This is a genomic window from Pseudomonas frederiksbergensis (genome assembly GCF_900105495.1).
GTDB classification, from domain to species: Bacteria; Pseudomonadota; Gammaproteobacteria; order Pseudomonadales; family Pseudomonadaceae; genus Aquipseudomonas; species Aquipseudomonas frederiksbergensis.
Genome location: NZ_FNTF01000002.1, coordinates 6079545 through 6099562, shown reverse-complemented (window position 1 = coordinate 6099562; position 20018 = coordinate 6079545). Strand labels below are relative to the sequence as shown.

At 58.6% G+C, this 20018-nt stretch carries 20 protein-coding genes; 14 read left to right on the top strand and 6 right to left on the bottom strand.

All coding sequences use genetic code 11. From position 1 onward, the window contains the following. Positions 1 to 243: 243 nt before the first annotated feature. The 10 genes from rpsP (at position 244) to BLW70_RS28610 (ending at position 9068) form a co-directional block, all read left to right on the top strand. Positions 244 to 495, top strand: coding sequence for a 30S ribosomal protein S16 (rpsP, locus tag BLW70_RS28655; RefSeq protein WP_007944872.1), 252 nt, complete (start codon positions 244 to 246; stop codon positions 493 to 495). Between the two features lie 5 nt (positions 496 to 500). Further along, positions 501 to 1037 carry a ribosome maturation factor RimM gene (gene rimM, locus BLW70_RS28650; protein ID WP_008014731.1) on the top strand — a complete coding sequence of 179 codons (537 nt, stop codon included), beginning with the start codon at positions 501 to 503 and terminating at the stop codon, positions 1035 to 1037. Beyond that, positions 1019 to 1792 (top strand): tRNA (guanosine(37)-N1)-methyltransferase TrmD, encoded by a 774-nt coding sequence (gene trmD / locus BLW70_RS28645; RefSeq protein ID WP_173860472.1) that lies wholly within the window; start codon positions 1019 to 1021, stop codon positions 1790 to 1792. Before rimM ends, trmD begins: the two co-directional genes overlap by 19 nt. A gap of 45 nt (positions 1793 to 1837) precedes the next feature. Then, positions 1838 to 2188 carry a 50S ribosomal protein L19 gene (rplS, locus tag BLW70_RS28640; protein ID WP_003175895.1) on the top strand — a complete coding sequence of 117 codons (351 nt, stop codon included), beginning with the start codon at positions 1838 to 1840 and terminating at the stop codon, positions 2186 to 2188. A 99-nt stretch (positions 2189 to 2287) separates the two neighbouring features. Next, on the top strand, positions 2288 to 3184 hold the full coding sequence (gene xerD / locus BLW70_RS28635; protein WP_074879884.1) for a site-specific tyrosine recombinase XerD: 897 nt from the start codon (positions 2288 to 2290) through the stop codon (positions 3182 to 3184). Positions 3185 to 3490: 306 nt separating this feature from the next. Next, a complete protein-coding gene (dsbC, locus tag BLW70_RS28630) occupies positions 3491 to 4222 on the top strand; it encodes a bifunctional protein-disulfide isomerase/oxidoreductase DsbC (protein ID WP_074879881.1) in 732 nt (243 codons plus the stop codon). A 134-nt stretch (positions 4223 to 4356) separates the two neighbouring features. Then, positions 4357 to 5661 (top strand): homoserine dehydrogenase, encoded by a 1305-nt coding sequence (locus BLW70_RS28625; protein ID WP_074880855.1) that lies wholly within the window; start codon positions 4357 to 4359, stop codon positions 5659 to 5661. Between the two features lie 66 nt (positions 5662 to 5727). Beyond that, positions 5728 to 7137: a threonine synthase gene (gene thrC / locus BLW70_RS28620; protein WP_074879878.1), complete on the top strand. Its 1410-nt coding sequence runs from the start codon at positions 5728 to 5730 to the stop codon at positions 7135 to 7137. 121 nt (positions 7138 to 7258) lie between these two features. Beyond that, the gene (locus BLW70_RS28615; RefSeq protein ID WP_074879875.1) at positions 7259 to 8617 is read left to right on the top strand and encodes a transporter substrate-binding domain-containing protein; all 1359 of its coding nucleotides are present in this window, start codon (positions 7259 to 7261) and stop codon (positions 8615 to 8617) included. 163 nt (positions 8618 to 8780) lie between these two features. Then, a complete protein-coding gene (locus tag BLW70_RS28610) occupies positions 8781 to 9068 on the top strand; it encodes a DUF3509 domain-containing protein (RefSeq protein WP_033056390.1) in 288 nt (95 codons plus the stop codon). Positions 9069 to 9238: 170 nt separating this feature from the next. Here BLW70_RS28610 and BLW70_RS28605 read toward each other — a convergent pair whose 3' ends face one another. Continuing rightward, the gene (locus tag BLW70_RS28605; protein ID WP_074879872.1) at positions 9239 to 10207 is read right to left on the bottom strand and encodes a TIGR02285 family protein; all 969 of its coding nucleotides are present in this window, start codon (positions 10205 to 10207) and stop codon (positions 9239 to 9241) included. Further along, positions 10161 to 11360 carry a CaiB/BaiF CoA transferase family protein gene (locus BLW70_RS28600; RefSeq protein WP_074879869.1) on the bottom strand — a complete coding sequence of 400 codons (1200 nt, stop codon included), beginning with the start codon at positions 11358 to 11360 and terminating at the stop codon, positions 10161 to 10163. Before BLW70_RS28600 ends, BLW70_RS28605 begins: the two co-directional genes overlap by 47 nt. A 147-nt stretch (positions 11361 to 11507) precedes the next feature. On the opposite strand from BLW70_RS28600, the gene BLW70_RS28595 reads away from it, so the two are divergent. The 3 genes from BLW70_RS28595 to BLW70_RS28585 all read left to right on the top strand — a co-directional run bounded on the left by BLW70_RS28595 (position 11508) and on the right by BLW70_RS28585 (position 15200). Continuing rightward, a complete protein-coding gene (locus BLW70_RS28595) occupies positions 11508 to 12050 on the top strand; it encodes a YaeQ family protein (RefSeq protein WP_007897614.1) in 543 nt (180 codons plus the stop codon). Between the two features lie 66 nt (positions 12051 to 12116). Continuing rightward, a complete protein-coding gene (gene recJ / locus BLW70_RS28590) occupies positions 12117 to 13826 on the top strand; it encodes a single-stranded-DNA-specific exonuclease RecJ (RefSeq protein ID WP_074879866.1) in 1710 nt (569 codons plus the stop codon). A 267-nt stretch (positions 13827 to 14093) separates the two neighbouring features. Further along, a complete protein-coding gene (locus BLW70_RS28585; RefSeq protein ID WP_074879864.1) occupies positions 14094 to 15200 on the top strand; it encodes an NADH:flavin oxidoreductase/NADH oxidase in 1107 nt (368 codons plus the stop codon). Between the two features lie 208 nt (positions 15201 to 15408). Here the strand turns inward: BLW70_RS28585 and BLW70_RS28580 are convergent, their stop codons facing one another. Beyond that, entirely contained in the window at positions 15409 to 17034 is a 1626-nt protein-coding gene (locus BLW70_RS28580) for a glucan biosynthesis protein D (RefSeq protein WP_074879861.1), read from the bottom strand. Between the two features lie 390 nt (positions 17035 to 17424). On the opposite strand from BLW70_RS28580, the gene BLW70_RS28575 reads away from it, so the two are divergent. After that, a complete protein-coding gene (locus BLW70_RS28575; RefSeq protein WP_074880851.1) occupies positions 17425 to 17610 on the top strand; it encodes a hypothetical protein in 186 nt (61 codons plus the stop codon). 51 nt (positions 17611 to 17661) lie between these two features. Here the strand turns inward: BLW70_RS28575 and BLW70_RS28570 are convergent, their stop codons facing one another. The 3 genes from BLW70_RS28570 to BLW70_RS28560 all read right to left on the bottom strand — a co-directional run bounded on the left by BLW70_RS28570 (position 17662) and on the right by BLW70_RS28560 (position 19916). Continuing rightward, on the bottom strand, positions 17662 to 17952 hold the full coding sequence (locus tag BLW70_RS28570; RefSeq protein ID WP_074879858.1) for a type II toxin-antitoxin system RelE/ParE family toxin: 291 nt from the start codon (positions 17950 to 17952) through the stop codon (positions 17662 to 17664). Then, positions 17930 to 18178: a CopG family ribbon-helix-helix protein gene (locus BLW70_RS28565; protein WP_074879854.1), complete on the bottom strand. Its 249-nt coding sequence runs from the start codon at positions 18176 to 18178 to the stop codon at positions 17930 to 17932. The genes BLW70_RS28570 and BLW70_RS28565 overlap by 23 nt, the downstream gene beginning before the upstream one ends. 313 nt (positions 18179 to 18491) lie before the next feature. Further along, positions 18492 to 19916: a gamma-aminobutyraldehyde dehydrogenase gene (locus BLW70_RS28560; protein WP_074879848.1), complete on the bottom strand. Its 1425-nt coding sequence runs from the start codon at positions 19914 to 19916 to the stop codon at positions 18492 to 18494. Positions 19917 to 20018: the final 102 nt, after the last annotated feature.

The following is a 20018-nucleotide window of genomic DNA, read 5'->3' as shown; positions in this document are numbered from 1 at the left end:
TACGCAAGGGCTTGCCCTTGCACCTCCCACACGGAAGTGGGATCTCCAGCAAACCCGCACTTGGCGGGAGCTGACTGGCCGTTTTCAACGACGGCTCTATAGCAAATCTTGATGGCGGCCGAAAGACCGCCGGAAAAAGACATTTGCAAAAGTCCGGATATTCCTTAGAATATGCGGCCTTTCGGGCACCTATGCCCGCTGTGCCTTTAGATTTGCAGCACCGACTACAGGAACGATGTTCACATGCTAACAATCCGTCTTGCCCTTGGCGGCTCCAAAAAGCGCCCGTTTTACCACTTGACCGTAACCGACAGCCGCAACCCGCGCGACGGTTCGCACAAGGAACAGGTTGGTTTCTTCAACCCTGTTGCTCGTGGTCAAGAAGTCCGTCTGTCCGTGAACCAAGAGCGCGTAGCCTACTGGCTGAGCGTTGGTGCACAGCCTTCCGAGCGTGTTGCTCAGTTGCTGAAAGACGCGGCTAAGGCTGCGGCCTGAGCAATATGAACGCGACGCCAGCTGTTGCTGATGATTTGATCGTTATCGGCAAAATTTACTCGGTTCATGGCGTTCGCGGCGAAGTGAAGGTGTATTCCTTTACTGATCCGACTGAAAACCTGTTGCAGTACAAAACCTGGACGCTCAAGCGCGAAGGCAATGTGAAACAGGTCGAGCTGGTCAGCGGACGCGGGAACGACAAGTTCCTGGTCGCAAAGCTCAAGGGTCTCGATGATCGTGAAGAAGCGCGTCTTCTGGCCGGTTATGAGATCTGCGTGCCGCGCAACCTGTTCCCTGAATTGACCGACGGCGAGTACTACTGGTACCAGCTGGAAGGTCTGAAGGTCATTGATCAACTCGGGCAATTGCTCGGGAAAATCGATCATCTTCTGGAAACCGGCGCCAATGATGTAATGGTGGTCAAGCCTTGCGCTGGCAGCCTGGATGATCGCGAACGCCTGTTGCCCTATACGGAGCAATGCGTGTTGGCTGTCGACCTTGCCGCAGGCGAGATGAAGGTGGAATGGGATGCGGACTTCTAAGCGTGGCTAACTTGCGCGTAGAAGTGATCAGTTTGTTTCCCGAGATGTTTTCCGCCATCAGCGAGTACGGCATCACCAGTCGTGCGGTGAAACAGGGGCTCTTGCAGCTCACCTGTTGGAATCCGCGAGACTACACGACGGATCGACATCACACTGTGGACGATCGCCCATTTGGCGGTGGTCCGGGCATGGTGATGAAGATCAAGCCCCTGGAAGATGCGTTGGTTCAGGCCAAGGCAGCAGCCGGGGAGGCGGCGAAGGTGATTTACCTGTCCCCCCAAGGCCGTCAACTGACTCAGTCGGCGGTACGCGAGTTGGCGAATCTGGATGCATTGATCCTGATTGCCGGCCGCTATGAAGGCATTGACGAGCGTTTTATTGATGCTCATGTCGATGAAGAGTGGTCGATTGGCGACTATGTACTGTCTGGCGGCGAGCTGCCGGCGATGGTCCTGATCGATGCGGTTACACGACTGCTGCCTGGAGCTTTAGGGCATGCGGACTCCGCCGAGGAAGATTCCTTTACGGATGGTTTGCTGGATTGCCCGCACTACACCCGACCGGAGGTGTATGCGGATCAGCGTGTTCCCGACGTATTGCTAAGTGGCAATCACGCGCATATCCGGCGTTGGCGTTTACAGCAGTCCCTTGGTAGGACCTTTGAACGACGCGCCGATCTTCTGGAAAGCCGCTCGCTTTCTGGAGAAGAGAAGAAGCTGCTCGAGGAATACATCCGCGAGCGGGACGATAGTTAACAACGTATCGATGGTAGATCCGACGATTTACCTTAGGAGCACAGCATGACTAACAAAATCATCCTTGCACTCGAAGCAGAGCAGATGACCAAAGAGATCCCTACCTTTGCCCCGGGCGACACCATTGTCGTTCAGGTGAAAGTGAAGGAAGGCGACCGTTCGCGTCTGCAAGCGTTCGAAGGTGTTGTTATCGCCAAGCGTAACCGCGGCGTAAACAGTGCTTTCACCGTTCGTAAAATCTCCAACGGTGTTGGCGTAGAGCGTACTTTCCAGACCTACAGCCCGCAAATCGACAGCATGGCCGTTAAACGTCGCGGTGACGTACGTAAAGCCAAGCTGTACTACCTGCGTGACCTGTCCGGTAAAGCAGCTCGCATCAAGGAAAAACTGGCTTAAGTCCAGCTTCCGATGCAGAAAAAAGCAGCCTACGGGCTGCTTTTTTGTTGCCTGCGATTTATCTTCCCTGACCGTACTGTCGGTCTTGCCTGAGCCTTTATGCCCGCCATCGATCATCCTTTGATAGACCAGTTTCTCGACGCGCTGTGGCTGGAGAAAGGTCTTTCCGATAACACCCGCGATGCCTATCGCAGCGACCTTGCTCTGTTCAACGGCTGGCTGCAGGAAAAAAACCTGGAGCTGATCAACGCCGGACGCGAGTTGATCCTCGATCACCTGGCCTGGCGTCTGGAGCAAAATTACAAGCCCCGTTCCACCGCGAGGTTTCTCTCGGGTGTGCGCGGCTTTTATCGTTATCTGCTGCGGGAAAAGTTGATCGCGGTCGACCCCACGTTGCGGGTCGATATGCCTCAACTCGGTAGGCCATTGCCCAAATCCCTGTCGGAAGCAGACGTAGAAGCGCTGTTGAAGGCTCCGGATTTGAGCGAAGCCATCGGCCAACGCGACCGCGCCATGCTCGAAGTGCTTTATGCCTGCGGCTTGCGCGTGACGGAACTGATCAGCCTGACGCTGGAGCAGGTCAACCTGCGCCAAGGCGTGCTGCGAGTGATGGGCAAGGGCAGCAAGGAGCGGCTGGTGCCGATGGGCGAAGAGGCGATTGTCTGGGTCGAGCGTTACCTGCGCGATGGCCGCCAGGAGCTGCTTGGCGGGCGTCCCAGCGATGTCATGTTCCCCAGCCAGCGCGGCGAGCAGATGACGCGGCAAACCTTCTGGCATCGCATCAAGCACCAGGCCAAGGTTGCCGGGATCGGCAAGTCGCTGTCGCCGCATACCCTGCGTCATGCCTTTGCCACCCACTTGCTCAACCACGGCGCCGACCTGCGGGTGGTGCAAATGCTGCTCGGCCACAGCGATCTGTCGACCACGCAGATCTACACCCACGTCGCCCGCGCCCGCTTGCAGGACCTGCACGCCAAACACCACCCGCGCGGATGAACACAACCCTTGTAGCAGCTGGCGGAGCCTGCGTTCGGCTGCGCAGCAGTCGTGAAATCAAACACCGCAGTGTTTCAGTTAAACCGCGAGCTTCAGGGTTTACGACTGCTTCGCAGCCGAACGCAGGCTTCGCCAGCTGCTACATAAAGGCGTCGTGCACCGTGAGCGAGATGTCCTGCATCAGGCGCATTCGGCCACAGGGGCCTTATGTGGTAGGCTTTGCCGGTTTGCACGATGGGCGTTTATGACCCGGTGTTTCGGCACGGGCGTTCTGATCGTCCCATTTGTCCGCCTTCAGGAGTTCTCATGCGTCTGACCCAGATTTTCGCCGCCGCAGCCATTGCGTTGGTCAGCACCTTTGCCGTCGCCGATGACGCGGCCGACAAAGCCATTCGTAAAAGCCTGGAAAACCTCCAGCTCGAAGTGCCGGTAGAAAGCATCTCCGCCAGCCCGCTGCCGGGCCTGTACGAAGTCAAGCTCAAGGGCAGCCGCGTACTCTATGCCAGCGCCGATGGCCAGTACGTCGTTCAGGGTTATATGTTCCAGCTCAAGGACGGCAAACCGGTCAACCTGACCGAGAAGACCGAACGCCTGGGCGTGTCCAAACTGGTCAACGCCATTCCAGTCGCGGAAACCGTGGTCTACCCCGCGATCGGCGAAACCAAATCGCACATCACCGTGTTCACCGACACCACCTGCCCGTACTGCCACAAGTTGCACGCTGAAGTGCCTGAGCTGAACAAGCGCGGCATCGAAGTGCGTTATGTTGCGTTCCCACGCCAGGGCCTGGGCTCGCCGGGTGATGAGCAGCTGCAAGCGGTCTGGTGCTCCAAAGACAAGAAAGCGGCGATGGACAAGATGGTCGACGGCAAGGAAATCAAGGCCGCCAAGTGCGATAACCCGGTTTCCAAGCAGTTCGCCCTCGGCCAGTCGATTGGCGTGAACGGTACACCGGCCATCGTTTTGGCCGACGGCCAGGTCATTCCGGGCTACCAGCCAGCGCCACAAGTCGCCAAACTGGCGCTGGACGCGAAATAAATTCGCATCGTCACGGTCAGCCATTGACGATCATGGTTCGACGGCAGCGTTCGCCGAGCCATTAATAGAGAGCCGCGAGTATGCGGTTGTTTTCACGGCCGGCCTTGAGTCGGCCGTTTTATGGGGAGTTCACAGTGAAACCGGTCAAAGTAGGCATCTGTGGGTTAGGGACCGTCGGTGGCGGTACCTTCAACGTACTTCAGCGTAACGCCGAGGAAATTTCTCGTCGTGCCGGGCGTGGAATCGAAGTGGCACAAATTGCCATGCGCACGCCAAAGCCTCAGTTCCAGACGACCGGTATTGCGATTACCAACGATGTCTTCGAAGTGGCCACGAACCCTGAGATCGACATCGTCATAGAGCTGATGGGCGGCTACACCGTTGCCCGCGAGCTGGTACTCAAAGCGATCGAGAACGGAAAACATGTGGTGACCGCGAACAAGGCGTTGATCGCCGTTCACGGTAATGAAATTTTCGCCAAGGCCCGCGAGAAGGGCGTGATTGTGGCGTTCGAAGCCGCCGTGGCCGGTGGCATCCCGGTGATCAAAGCGATCCGTGAAGGCCTGTCGGCCAACCGCATCAACTGGGTCGCCGGCATCATCAACGGCACCGGTAACTTCATCCTCACTGAAATGCGTGAGAAGGGCCGCACCTTCGAAGACGTACTCGCCGAGGCACAGGCCCTGGGTTACGCCGAGGCCGATCCGACCTTCGACGTTGAAGGCATCGACGCGGCCCACAAGCTGACGATCCTGGCGTCCATTGCGTTCGGTATTCCGCTGCAATTCGACAAGGCCTACACCGAAGGCATCACCAAGCTGACCACCGCTGACGTGAACTACGCCGAAGCGCTGGGCTATCGCATCAAGCACCTGGGCGTGGCGCGCAGCACCGCGGCCGGCATCGAACTGCGTGTGCATCCGACGCTGATCCCGGCCGACCGCCTGATCGCCAATGTCAACGGCGTGATGAACGCAGTGATGGTCAACGGTGATGCTGCCGGTTCGACCCTGTTCTACGGCGCTGGCGCTGGCATGGAACCGACCGCTTCGTCGGTGATCGCCGACCTGGTGGACGTGGTTCGCGCCATGACGTCCGACCCGGAAAACCGCGTACCGCACCTGGCGTTCCAGCCGGATTCGCTGTCGGCCCACCCGATCCTGCCGATCGAGGCCTGCGAAAGCTCCTATTACCTGCGCATCCAGGCCAAGGATCATCCGGGCGTGTTGGCGCAGGTGGCGAGCATCCTGTCGGAACGCGGCATCAACATCGAATCGATCATGCAGAAGGAAGTCGAAGAACACGACGGCCTGGTGCCGATGATCCTGCTGACTCACCGCGTGCTGGAACAGCACATGAACGACGCGATCGCCGCCCTGGAAGCCTTGGCGGGCGTAGTCGGTCCGGTCGTACGGATCCGCGTCGAGCACCTGAACTAAGCCGTTATCGTTCACCGGGCTCGCCTGCGGGCCCGGGTTTGCGAACACTGTCTATTGGAGCCAGTCATGCGTTATATCAGTACCCGCGGCCAGGCACCGGCCCTGAATTTCGAAGACGTCCTGCTGGCCGGTCTGGCCACGGACGGTGGTCTGTACGTCCCGGAAAACCTGCCACGTTTCACCCAGGAAGAAATCGCTTCGTGGGCCGGCCTGCCGTATCACGAGCTGGCTTTCCGGGTGATGCGCCCGTTCGTCACCGGCAGCATCCCGGATGCCGATTTCAAAAAGATCCTCGAAGAAACCTACGGCGTGTTTTCCCACAACGCCGTGGCACCATTGCGTCAGCTGAACGGTAACGAATGGGTGCTGGAGCTGTTCCACGGCCCGACCCTCGCGTTCAAAGACTTCGCCTTGCAGCTGCTGGGTCGTCTGCTCGACTACGTGCTGGAAAAACGGGGTGAGCGCGTAGTGATTGTCGGCGCCACCTCCGGCGACACCGGTTCGGCCGCCATCGAAGGCTGCAAGCATTGCGAAAACGTCGACATCTTCATCCTGCACCCGCACAACCGTGTGTCCGAAGTGCAGCGTCGCCAGATGACCACCATCTTCGGCGAGAACATCCATAACATCGCCATCGAAGGCAACTTCGATGACTGCCAGGAAATGGTCAAGGCCAGCTTCGCCGACCAGAGTTTCCTCAAAGGCACGCGTCTGGTGGCCGTGAACTCGATCAACTGGGCGCGAATCATGGCCCAGATCGTTTACTACTTCCATGCAGCCCTGCAGTTGGGCGGCCCGGCACGTTCGGTATCGTTCTCGGTGCCGACCGGCAACTTCGGCGACATTTTCGCCGGTTACCTGGCGCGCAACATGGGCCTGCCGATCAACCAGTTGATCGTCGCTACCAATCGCAACGACATCCTGCACCGCTTCATGAGCGGCAATCAGTACGTCAAGGACACCCTGCACGCCACGCTGTCGCCGTCGATGGACATCATGGTGTCGTCCAACTTCGAACGTCTGCTGTTCGACCTGCACGGTCGCAATGGCGCAGCGATCGCCGGGTTGATGGACACCTTCAAGCAAGGTGGCGGTTTCAGTGTCGAACAGGAACGCTGGACCGAGGCTCGCAAACTGTTCGATTCGCTGGCCGTGGACGACGCTCAAACTTGCGAAACCATTGCCGAGGTTTTCGAGCAAACCGGTGAACTGCTGGATCCGCACACTGCCATCGGCGTGAAGGCAGCGCGCGAGTGCCGTCGCAACCTGGATATCCCGATGGTGATCCTCGGTACGGCGCATCCGGTCAAATTCCCCGACGCAGTGGAAAAAGCAGGTGTAGGAAAAGCACTCGAACTACCTGCACATCTTTCTGATTTGTTTGAGCGAGATGAGCGCTGCACCGTGCTGCCAAATGACTTGAAAGCCGTGCAGGCCTTTGTCAGCAAGCATGGCAACCGCGGCAAGCCTCTGTAACCAATTAAATCTGTCACATTTTGAAGCCCGTCTCCTGACGGGCTTTCTCATTTCTGCATGTCACACTTGCTGGGTTTTCGCCCTATGAAGGACGGGCGAGTTGATCACGAAGGAAGTGGCAATGCTGTTTTTCAGAGGGTTAAAACCAGCCGCGTGCTGGATGTTTTTTTTACTTGGCACCCTGGGCTTTGCTCAATCGGGGAGCGCGTCGCAATTGGCGGCAACTGATACTAAAGGATTGGTTGCTGGCCCAAGGATCGAGCTGGATGCTCAGGAGTTGAAATGGATTGCCGAGCATTCAAATGTCGTCGTCGCCTCGGTGCAATATCCGTTGTACCTGTTCAAGGATAAGCACGGCCAATGGAATGGCTTGAACAATGATCTGCTCAACCGCATCAGCGCGATGACGGGGTTGCGGTTTGTTCACGAAGAATCGTTTTCCACCGATCAGTTGCTCGGGCGCCTGGAAAGTGGTGCGGCGGACATGAGTACGACGCTGGCGATGAATGACGAACGCAAGATGTTTCTGGATTTCAGTCATGCGTTCGGTGGTGCTGGCTGGGTGTTCGTCGGGCGGGCCGGAGCGCCAGAGGTGCAATCCCTGAAGCAGCTGTCGGGAAGGGTTCTGGTGTTGCCGACCCGGCATGCGCTGGAGGCTACGATTCGCCGCGACTATTCGGACATCGAGCTGCGCTCGGTCAAAACCTACGCGGAGGCCCGGGCGCTGGTCGAGAGCGGCGAGGCCTATGCCACCATCGAAAACGAAACCGGAGCCCACCTCTATCCGTCCGGGCAACTCAAGGTCGGGTATACGGTGGAGGGCAAATGGGAGGCGGACCACCTGGCCGTTCGCAAAGGTCAACCTCAGCTGTCGAGCATCCTCAACAAGGCGCTTGAGGCGCTTGATCCTGCCGAACTGCGCGCCATGCGCCTGAAATGGCTCAATGGGATTGTCCCCGTCAAGGTGCCCGGCACCTGGCATCGACTCGCCGAGTGGGGCTGCTGGGGAATGTTTATTGTCAGTCTGTTCGGCTTGTTGTCCCTGCTCTGGAACCGACGGCTCACGATATTGATCCAGCAGCGCCTGGATGCCGAAAAAAGTCTGAGCGATCAACTCGCCTTCCAGCACGCGTTGATGGACGCCATGCCCGATCCGATGTTTGTTCGTGATCTGGAAGGGCGATTGATCATGTGCAACAAAAGTTATGAGGAGGGCTTGTCGACTCGTTTCGACCAGGTTCAGGGACGACAGTTGATTGAACTGGACGTCTTGCCCAAAGAGACCGCTGAACTGCTGCACGCAGAGTTCATGGCCCAGCTCGGTACGCGCAAGACGCGCTTCAGTGAGCGTCAATTGAAGTTCAACAACGGCGTCAGGCATATCTATCAGTGGACGGTGCCTTTTTACGGTGCCGACGGACAATTGCGAGGCCTGCTGGGTGGATGGACCGATATCGGCAAGCGAAAGCAGCAGGCATGACGCGGCTGTTTTTTATCTGTCATCTTGGCCGTGCATGCTCTATTGACCCGCAGCGCAGGGTTCACCAGCAGTCGGTATCCAGAACTTTCTTCTCGAGCCCGTGGTCATCTACTGTAGGAACGCCTCTGGCACTTTGTTTTCGGACTATTGAGTGGTGATCGAGATGGAAAGTATCAGTCTATTGCTCGGTGAAGCTCTGAGCCCGTATCAGGTAACGTTGACCCCGTCGGGAACCCATGGCGAATGCCTGGTGACACTGAAAAATGCGACCGGCGCGATCGTGGTCGAACGGGCGTTCAATCAGGCCCAGCTGACCAGCAAGCGTCTGCTGACGGATGTCGTCGACGGATTGCATCGCGACGTGCTGATCGCCGAAGGCAGGCTGGAGCCCTGTGTCATCGCGGCGTTGCGCAATGCTGCCCAGGACAAGATCCTGGCCAACCGAAATTGAATTGTTTTTTGTGGGAACCTTCCTTCGCTCAGGTCAGTCAGACCTTGTAACAGCAGGATCGAGCATTGTGCTCCGGTGCTTGTAGCTTGCTGCCACTGGTCTTTATGTAGGCCACGTTTAACCCCGAGTCGTCTCCCCACTTCTCGGGGTTTCTTTTTGTCTGCGATTTGTCATTGCTCGGCCTGCTGCAGGAAAAATACCCGGCTGGCTTCCAGGTAGTCGCTGCGGCTTTCGGGGTCCAGCCAGGCGGCATATGCCTCGCTCAAGTGATCGTGGGGCAGGGTGCGCAACAGCTGGTTGATTTCGATGATCGCCTGCCGGCCCTGAGGGGTGTCAGTACAGCCGATGTAACCGGACAGGTATTTGCCCGTGCCGCGAATCGGGTAGAACTGCAATTCATCTTCCGCGATCCCTTGCTGCTGGGCCTGGTAGCGGATCTCCGAGCGGTATCCCAATAGCATCCGCAAGCGCCCCAGGCGTTGCATTTGCAACAGGCTGCCCAACGCATCGTTTCCGTAATGGAGAGTCAGTGAATTGGCTGGCGCTTGTTTGAGCAGTGCGTCGAGATATTCGCCGTAATTGCGCTCGGCAATAATGCCCAGTTTCTCTCGGCCACTGGCCAACAGGGCCGCCAGGTCCACTTCGCCGTCCTTGATAAAGGGCGTCAGCACCTCCCGATCGATGCGCCGCACTGCCAGGCCGTTACTCATGGCGCGAAAGACCGGAATGGAAAACGCGATCCAGCCAGCGCGCTCCTTGCTCCAGTTCAGCGCCGCATCGCACGTGAGGGAGGGCTCGTGGAGCATTTGCAAGCCGCGAGCGCGATTGACTCGCATCAGGGTGTGTTCGTATTGCGGCATGCGGGCGATCAGCATGGGTAATAGCTGATCGATGACTCCCTGGCCCTTTTTCGAACCCTCGAAAATCATCAGCGGTGGAAGGTCGCGCAGTAACCAGACCAGGGTTTCTTTCGGTTGCGCCAACGTTGGCTGAGCCTGGCCAGCGAGCAGCAAGAAAAACGCAAACGCGCACAATGCTCGCCCGCCGCGCAACAGGCAGTGGTTGATGGGGCGCGCCAGCAGGCAGCCCAGCTTAGATGGCCCCGTCTTCACGCAGCTTTGCGATCTGTTCCTTGTCATAACCAAGATCGTTGAGTACCTGCGCATTGTGTTCGCCCAACTGCGGCCCGACCCATTCCGATGTTCCGGGTGTCTCTGAGAGTTTCGGCACGATTCCCGGCATCTTGAAATCTTTGCCGTCCGGCAACTTGGCCTTGAGGAACATTTCCCTGGCCAGGTACTGCGGATCACTGAACATGTCCTCGGCACTGAAGATCCGGCTGGCCGGTACGTCGGCCTGATTCAACTGCTCGATGAGGGTGTCCAGCGGCAGCGAGTTGGCCCAGCGATCAATCACCCCATAAATCTCGTCGCGACGGTTATCGCGTCCGTCGTTGCTGGCCAGCGCAGGGTCGTTGGCCAGATCCTCGCGTCCAATGACCAGCATGAAACGCTTGAAAATCGCGTCGCCATTGGCGCCGATCTGCACATGTTTGCCGTCGGCACTGGTGTGGATCGACGAGGGCGTGATGCCCGGCATGATGTTGCCGGTGCGTTCGCGGATGAAACCGAACACGTCGAATTCCGGGACCATGCTTTCCATCATGGCGAATATCGCTTCATACAGCGCCACATCCACCACTTGGCCAAGGCCACCGTTGACCTCGCGATGACGCAGGGCCATCAATGCGCCGATCACACCCCAGAGCGCGGCAATAGAGTCGCCGATGGAAATCCCGGTGCGCACCGGTGGTCGGTCTTCGAACCCGGTGATGTAGCGCAAGCCGCCCATGGATTCACCGACGGCGCCAAAGCCTGGCTGATCCTTCATCGGCCCGGTCTGACCGAAACCCGAGAGACGCACCATCACCAGTTTCGGGTTCAGTGCGTGCAAGACTTCCCAGCCCAGGCCGAGCTTTTCCAGCACGCCAGGGCGAAAGTTCTCGATCAGGATGTCCGCTTCGCTGAGCAGTTTTTTCAGAATCGCCAGCCCGTCGGGGTGTTTGAGGTTCAGGGTCAGGGATTTCTTGTTGCGCGCCTGGACGAACCACCACAGCGAGGTGCCTTCATACAGTTTTCGCCATTTGCGCAACGGATCGCCGCCATCGGGGGACTCGATTTTGATCACCTCGGCACCGAACTCGCCGCAAATGCGCGAGGCAAACGGCCCGGCGATCAACGTACCCAATTCAATGACTTTCAGCCCTGAGAGCGGTTTTCCGGTGAGCGGCATGCTGGATCCTGTAGGACAAAGGTTGAGCGAAGACAGGGTTTTAACATAGCCGAACGTCAGACGACCAAGGTTGATCGCCTTCAATTCGTGGATTGCCTACCGCATCGGTTAGACTTGCCGCCTTTCCCCGTATCAAGAAGCCCGTTCATGGCCCAGCCGTCCACGACCTACAAGTTTGAACTGAACCTTACCGACCTCGACCGCAGCGTGTACGAGAGCGTGAAGCAGACCATCGCCCGTCACCCTTCGGAGACCGAAGAGCGTATGACCGTGCGGCTGCTGGCCTACGCCTTTTGGTACAACGAGCAGTTGTCGTTCGGTCGCGGTCTGTCAGACGTGGACGAACCTGCCCTGTGGGAAAAGAGCCTGGACGACCGCGTCCTGCACTGGATCGAAGTCGGCCAGCCAGACGCCGATCGCCTGACCTGGTGCTCGCGTCGCACCGAGCGCACCAGCCTGCTGGCCTACGGCAGCCTGCGCGTCTGGGAGACCAAAGTGATCCCGGCGATCAAAAACCTGAAAAACGTGCACATCGCTGCAGTTCCGCAGGAAGTGCTGGAAACCCTGGCCAAAGACATGCCCCGGGTTATCAAGTGGGACGTGATGATCAGCGAAGGAACGATTTTCGTCACCGACGACCGTGGTCAGCACGAAGTCCAGTTGCAGTGGCTGAGCGGCGAACGCGGCTGATTATTCGCTGCTGGTCCGCGTTATCCGGTTTTGTCCTACGTCTCCAAGAGAAGCACCTGTCACCCCATGCGCATCGAACCTCGCCTGTTGCCCGATACCCTGCCATTCCTCGGTGATCTGCCGCCACTGCTGACCCGTCTGTACGCGGCGCGGGGCGTGCTGTCCGAGGCTGAACTGGACAAGAGCCTGGCGCGGCTGATTCCGTTCCAGCAACTCAAAGGCATCGATGCCGCGGTGGATTTGCTGGTGACGGCGCTCGAGCAGCGTCAGCGGATTCTGATCGTCGGTGACTTCGACGCCGATGGCGCGACGGCCAGCACCGTGGGCATGTTGGGCTTGCGCCTGCTGGGCGCGGCGCACGTCGACTATTTGGTGCCGAACCGGTTTGAGTATGGCTACGGCCTGACGCCGGAAATCGTCGAAGTGGCGCTGACCCGTACACCCCAGTTGCTGATCACTGTGGACAACGGGATCTCCAGCGTTGAAGGCGTGGCGGCGGCGAAAAAGGCCGGGCTCCAAGTGCTGGTCACCGACCACCACTTGCCCGGTGACGCGTTGCCGCTGGCCGATGCCATCGTCAATCCGAATCAGCCGGGTTGCGGGTTTGCGAGCAAGGCGCTGGCCGGCGTCGGAGTGATCTTCTATGTACTGATGGCCCTGCGCGCGCGTTTGCGTAGCCTCGGCTGGTACGAGAGCAAGCCGCAGCCGAACATCGGCGAGTTGCTGGACCTTGTGGCTCTTGGCAGCGTCGCCGACGTGGTACCGCTGGATGCCAACAACCGGATTCTGGTGCACCAAGGCCTGGAGCGGATTCGCGCCGGGCGTGCGCGGCCGGGGATCAAGGCGATCCTCGAGGTCGCCAAACGTGATCACACGCGCATCACCTCTACCGACCTGGGTTTCATTGTTGGTCCGCGTCTGAACGCGGCGGGGCGGCTGGATGACATGAGCCTGGGCATCGAATGCCTGCTCACCGAAGACGCTGGTCTGGCACGTGAAATGGCCGCACAACTCGACGGCATGAACCAGGACCGCAAATCCATTGAGCAGGGCATGCAGCGTGAAGCGCTGGCTCAACTCAAGGATTTGCCGGTCGAGTCGATGCCGTTCGGCCTGTGCCTGTTCGATCCCGAGTGGCACCAAGGTGTCATCGGAATCCTTGCATCGCGTATGAAAGATCGCTATTTCCGTCCGACCATTGCCTTTGCCGATGCCGGCGATGGTTTGCTCAAGGGCTCGGGACGTTCGGTTCAGGGTTTTCATATTCGCGACGCATTGAGCGTGGTGGCGGCGCAGCATCCGAATTTGATCAGCAAATATGGTGGCCATGCGATGGCCGCCGGCCTGACGCTGCCGGAAGCGAATTTTCCGTTGTTCGCCGAAGCCTTTGACGCGGAAGTGCGTAGGCAATTGCGCGAAGAAGACCTGACCGGGCGATTGTTGTCGGACGGCACGCTGGCGGTCGAGGAATTCCACCTGGAACTGGCCCGCGCCCTGCGCCATGCCGGACCTTGGGGGCAGCACTTCCCGGAGCCGTTGTTCCACGGCGTGTTCCAGCTGGTCGAGCAGCGAGTGGTCGGCGAGCGGCACCTCAAAGTGGTACTGAAGAGTGAATGCGGTTCGGTAAAACTGGATGGCATTGCCTTCGGAATCGACCGCGACATCTGGCCGAATCCGACCATCAAGTGGGTGGAATTGGCCTACAAACTCGACCTCAACGAGTTTCGTGGCAACGAAACGGTGCAGTTGATGATTGCCCACATCGAACCGCGTTAAGCCCTTCGCGGGCAGGCTCACTCCCACAGGATTTGCGCAAACCCTGTGGGAGTGAGCCTGCTCGCGATAGCGATCTTTCTGACACCGAATCCCTCGGAACCCTCCCTCATCCCCCGATGTCGACTAGTCTCTAAGCACTGCTTGATTCTCCTTGTGACGTCTTGTCGAATTTTTTGCCCGCGGGGGCGGGTGCTGCACCTTTTTCCTGTCACTCGTCGACTTTCAAACAGAACCCTGGAGCCTGCCCACTGATTCGAGAGGTGCCCCATGAGTCTGCTGCTTGAACCCTATACCCTTCGTCAATTGACCCTGCTCAACCGCATTGCGGTATCGCCGATGTGCCAGTACTCCAGCGTCGATGGACTGGCCAATGACTGGCACCTCGTCCACCTCGGCAGCCGTGCTGTCGGCGGCGCCGGCCTGGTGTTTACCGAAGCCACGGCGGTCACGGCCGACGGGCGCATCACCGCCGAGGACCTCGGCCTGTGGAACGATGAACAGATCGAACCGTTGCAACGCATCACGCGCTTCATTGCGGCGCAAGGCGCTGTGGCCGGCATTCAGTTGGCTCACGCCGGGCGCAAGGCCAGCACCCATCGGCCGTGGATCGGAAAACATGGCAGCGTCAAACCCGAAGACGGTGGCTGGATGCCGGTGGGGCCGTCGCCGATAGCTTTTGACCCGCAGCACACCCATCCCAAGCAGCTCGATGAAAGCGAGATTGCCGAGGTCATTCAGGCCTTTGTCGCTTCGGCCAAGCGAGCGCTGACCGCCGGTTTCAAAGTGGTGGAAATACACGCTGCCCACGGCTACCTGTTGCATCAGTTTCTTTCGCCCCTGAGCAATCAGCGGCGCGATCAATATGGTGGCTCGTTCGAGAATCGCATCCGGCTGGTGCTGCAAGTCACCGAAGCGGTGCGTGCGGTATGGCCTGAAGAGCTACCGCTGTTCGTGCGGGTGTCGGCCACCGATTGGGTGGAAGACGGCTGGAACCCGGATGAAACCGTAGAGCTGGCGCGACGCCTCCACGCGTTGGGCGTAGATCTGATTGACGTCTCGTCGGGCGGTACGGCGGTCAACGCCGAGATTCCTACAGGTCCCGGTTATCAGACCCGCTTCGCTGAACGTGTACGCAAAGAGTCAGGCATTGCCACCGGCACGGTAGGAATGATTACCGAGCCGGCGCAGGCCGAGCACATTCTGCGCACCTGTCAGGCTGACATCATCTTTCTGGCCCGCGAGCTGCTGCGTGATCCGTACTGGCCGCTGCATGCCGATGATGACCTGGGTGGACGCAAGGCCATCTGGCCGGCGCAGTATCATCGGGCTACCCATCGTGAGCAGCCGATTCATGAGTCGGATTTGCGCGACTGATTGAGGCGGTAAAACCAAAAAGCCCCGGTCGTTGTGATCGGGGCTTTTGCGTTTCTGTGCAGGAGTGTTTGTTGCCTGTTCGGCCGTCTTCGCGGGCAAGCCCGCTCCCACAGGGGTGTAGTGGAGTTCACTCATTTTGTGCGACACCGCCGATCCTTGTGGGAGCGGGCTTGCCCGCGAAGAGGCCCGCCCAGACAACCAATTACCCTCAGGTGTACTTACGCTTCTCAGGCGCCGGCGGGAAATACTGGTACAACCAGGTTTCACTCAACGTCCGGTCATTGGTGCGAATGAACAGCCGCAGCTCCACCGGCTCCACGCTGTCATTGGTCGGGTACCAGTCAAAGGTAATCCGGTAGCCCTTGATGTCATCGAGCACCAGCACGTTGAAATCCTTGACCTGCCCGTTCGAGCACGTGACCACCGGCTCGATCCCCGTGCCTTCAGGCAAGCGATCCAGGCCGCCTCCGGTGAAGTCCACGGCAAACCGTCGAGCCCAGACTTCCGGGTAATGCTCGCCAGGTGCCCAGCCTTCGATGAAACCGCCCATGCCCGAACGAGTGGCGTTGACCCGCGCCAACGGTGTGCTGACCGGTGGCAGTGCGCTCCAGTACAGCTTGTAGCCATAGTTCAGTGAGTCGCCGGCCGCGACCGGTTTCTTCGGGGTCCAGAACGCGACGATGTTATCCAGGGTTTCGCCCGTCGTAGGAATTTCCAACAGATCGATAGAGCCTTCGCCCCACGCGGTCGTAGGTTCTACCCACAGGCTCGGACGCTTGCTGTACCAGTCGACGGTGTCTTGATAGCTGTCGAACTCATGATCGGTCTGCACCAGACCGAAACCTTTCGGGTCGGTGTCGGCGAAAGCGTTGAATTGCAGGGTGGCCGGGTTGTTCAGCGGGCGGCAGATCCACTCGCCGTTGCCGCGCCACATGGCCAGGCGATCAGAGTCGTGGATTTGCGGGTGAATCGTGTCGCACATGCGCCGTTCATGGGTGCCGCAGCTGAACATGCTGGTCATCGGCGCGATGCCCAGTTGTTCGATGGCAGTGCGGGCATTGATGTGGGCATCGATGGCCATGACAACCTGGCTGGCCTGGCAGTCGATGTCGAAACGGTAGGCACCGGTGGCGCTCGGCGAATCCAGCAGGGCATAGACCACGAAGCGGGTGCTGTTTTTGTCCGGGGTCTCGAACCAGAACTTGGTGAAGTCCGGGAACTCTTCACGCTTCTTGGCATAGGTATCGATCGCCAGCCCGCGTGCCGACAGACCGTACTGGCCTGAGGCATCGACCGCGCGGAAATAGCTGGCGCCGAGGAAGGACAGTACGTCGTGCCGGTCCAGCTCCGGTGCCTTGAACAGCTTGAATCCGGAAAACCCCAGGTCGCCCGTGAGCTGTTTGGTGTCGACCGTGGTTTTTTCATAATTGAACAGGGAAGGGCGGAAATGCACTTCCCGCGCCTGACGCGTCTTGGGGTCGACGCTGTACATGCGCACCGGCTGCTTGAACCCCATGCCCACATGGAAGAACTGCACATCCAGCTGACCCTTGAGGTCATGCCAGAGCGAGTGGTTGCCGTCGTAGCGGATCGCGTTGAAGTTCTGCGGCGTCATGGTCGCCAGGGTCGGCGGCAACACCTGCTTGGTGTCCTGATAGCGATTGCCGGCGAGCTGCTTGGCCTGGATCTTCAGCGCTTCGAAATCGAATGCCTGAGCCTCGCCATCTGCCGCGCCGGTACCGGCCCAGGCCCGCGAAGCCAGCAGGCCGGTGGCTGATAAACCGGTGTAGGCGGCGATGGCCATGGATGCTTTGAGCAAATTCCTGCGGTGCATAAGTTCAACCTGTCGTGAACAATCCCGCGCCGTTCCTGGCACGTGCTGGATCAAAAATAAAGGTTCGGACATGCCTTCGGCCAAACGCAACGGACATTAAACAGATAACAAATAGCTTAAACCGTTCGGTTGTGTAGAAAAAATGATTGGTAGCACTTTGGCTTCGCGGCAATGAAACAAGAAATGTCGGTTAAGTTTTCTGACAGTGCTTTCTGATTTATAGGGCATTTCTGCTTTTTTCGACTAATTACTCTAAAAATCGCTTTTCACCGCCGTGATAGTTCCTATTCTGTGTTCATGACCGACCCTGCCCTTCAGGCCGGCGACTACAAAAAGGAGAGGGCGATGCGGTTTTTGAAGTTTTCTCGGGCTTATAGAAGGACATCGTCCATGACGAAAGTACAAGGCATCACTCAGTTGCTGGGAATCCTACCTTGCCTGAGCACTGCGCGCCGAAGGCGTCGGGTCAGCTCGGACGAGATGAAGTTGTTGGAGCGCTATCGGGAGCTGTCGGAAAGCGACCAGATTGCGATGCGGTATCTGGTGGAGGCGATGAGGAGTGTTTCGCGGTTTTAAGGGGGTACGACATTCAGCCGCGGCGATAGTGTTGCGGCTGAATGTCGCCGATTACCAATTTTGCGATCGCTCTGCCCGCTGGTGCAGAACACGCAGTACCTGTATCTGGCCATGCATCAATCGATAGGGAGCGATAAATGGATAACGGCCAAATACCAGCTCACGTACATCCGGTACTACTGAAGGCCTTCCTGACCCTGGAAACTGCTCCAGTTGATGGAAGGATTGCAGAAAAATCGCTATGACCTCCAGTGCGGCATCAGCACCAAGGATGCCTTGGTAATACTCATGAATAGAATCGAGGTCACTTTCAGCTTTTTCAGTCAGTACTACGCTCGGCACGTTTTGCCCACTTAGCCTTTACGGCATCCAGATCGGTGAGATTTCCTGCGTCGGCGTCTTTTATGCCGTCGCTTATGGCTTGCAGATGCCATGACTCGGCTTCTACATATCGAACCAATGCACGCTTGAGATGGTACTGACGGTCTCGATCGGTGGCCGCTGCCAGATTATCCAGCTGTTGGGCCAGCGATTCTTCAACTCGAAAGGACAAAACGGGTGAGGCCATGGTGGCTCTCCTAGAGGTGTATACGCTGTAAACGACGTAAACACCCTAGGTCTTACCGGCTTGTTCGTCAACCGATTGCCTTGCATTGGTTTGAAGAAACCTTAGCGGGCGAAAGAAGAATGGGAGGAGGGGATGTATTTCGAAATGCTCTGAGTGCCCCGCTGCCATTGGTGGCACAGGTTTCGGTTTTCCGGGACGAAGTGGTGCACCAGAAGCCATCGCGGGCAAGCCTTGCTCCTACAGGTTTTGTGGTCGTGCACCAGTCTTGCGAACGACATCAATCCTGTAGGAGCAAAGCCTGCTCACGATGCTTTTAGTGCTTGAACATCACATGCCGAACGACGGTGTAGTCCTCCAGCCCGTACATGGACATGTCCTTGCCATAACCGGACAGTTTCTGACCGCCGTGGGGCATTTCGCTGACCAGCATGAAGTGCGTATTCACCCAGGTGCAGCCGTACTGCAAACGCGCAGACAGGCGATGCGCACGACCGACGTCCGAGGTCCAGACCGACGACGCCAGGCCGTAGTTCGAATCGTTGGCCCAGCCCAGCACCTGCGCTTCATCGGCGAATTTGGTCACCGACACCACCGGCCCGAACACTTCACGACGGACGATTTCGTCGTCCTGTTGCGCGTCGGCCAACACGGTGGGTTCGAAGAAGAAACCATTGCCTTCCACAGCCTTGCCGCCGGTGATCAATCGGATATGCGGCTGCGCCACTGCACGCTCGACGAACCCGGCCACGCGGTCGCGATGTTGCGCGGTGATCAACGGGCCCAACTCGGTCGACGGATCATCCTGCACACCGTACTTGATGCTGCTGACCGCTTCGCCGAGCTTCTCGACGAACGTGTCGTAGATGCCTTCCTGCGCGTAGATGCGGCAGGCGGCGGTGCAGTCCTGGCCGGCGTTGTAGAAACCGAAGGTGCGAATGCCTTCCACGGCGGCGTCGATGTCGGCGTCGTCGAAGATGATCACCGGGGCCTTGCCGCCCAGTTCCATGTGCATGCGTTTGACGCTGTCGGCGGTGCTGGAAATGATGTTGGAACCGGTGGCGATCGAACCGGTCAACGAGACCATGCGCACTTTCGGGTGTGTGACCAGGGGATTGCCAACCGTAGGACCACGACCGAACACCAGGTTAAGCACGCCGGCCGGGAAAATATCCGACGCCAGTTCCGCCAGGCGCAACGCGGTCAACGGGGTTTGTTCCGACGGCTTGAGCACCACGGTATTACCCGCGGCGAGGGCCGGGGCGATTTTCCAGGCGACCATCATCAGCGGGTAGTTCCATGGTGCGATGGACGCGATCACACCGACCGGGTCGCGACGGATCATCGAGGTGTGACCGGGGAGGTATTCACCGCCCGCCGAACCGCTCATGCAACGGCTGGCGCCAGCGAAGAAACGGAACACGTCGGCAATCGCCGGGATTTCGTCGTTCAATGCGGCGCTGTAGGGTTTGCCGCAGTTGTCCGATTCCAGTTTGGCCAGCTCTTCGCCATGGGCTTCGATAGCGTCGGCAAGTTTGAGCAGCAGCAGCGAACGTTCTTTCGGCGTGGTTTGCGACCAGCCTTCGAAGGCACTGTCGGCGGCACGCACGGCGGCATCGACCTGCGCTTCGCTGGCTTCGTGGATTTCCACCAACACACGACCGATAGCCGGGTTGAACACCGGTTGGGCGGGGCCTTCGCCGTCGATCAGTTGGCCATTGATCAAGAGTTTGGTTTGCATGGCGTTGTCCTCTTCGCAACTGTTGTTTTTTCTCTGTAGGAGCCCGATCAAATTGTGGGAGTAAGCCTGCTCGCGATAGCGGTGTATCAGCTGACATCAATG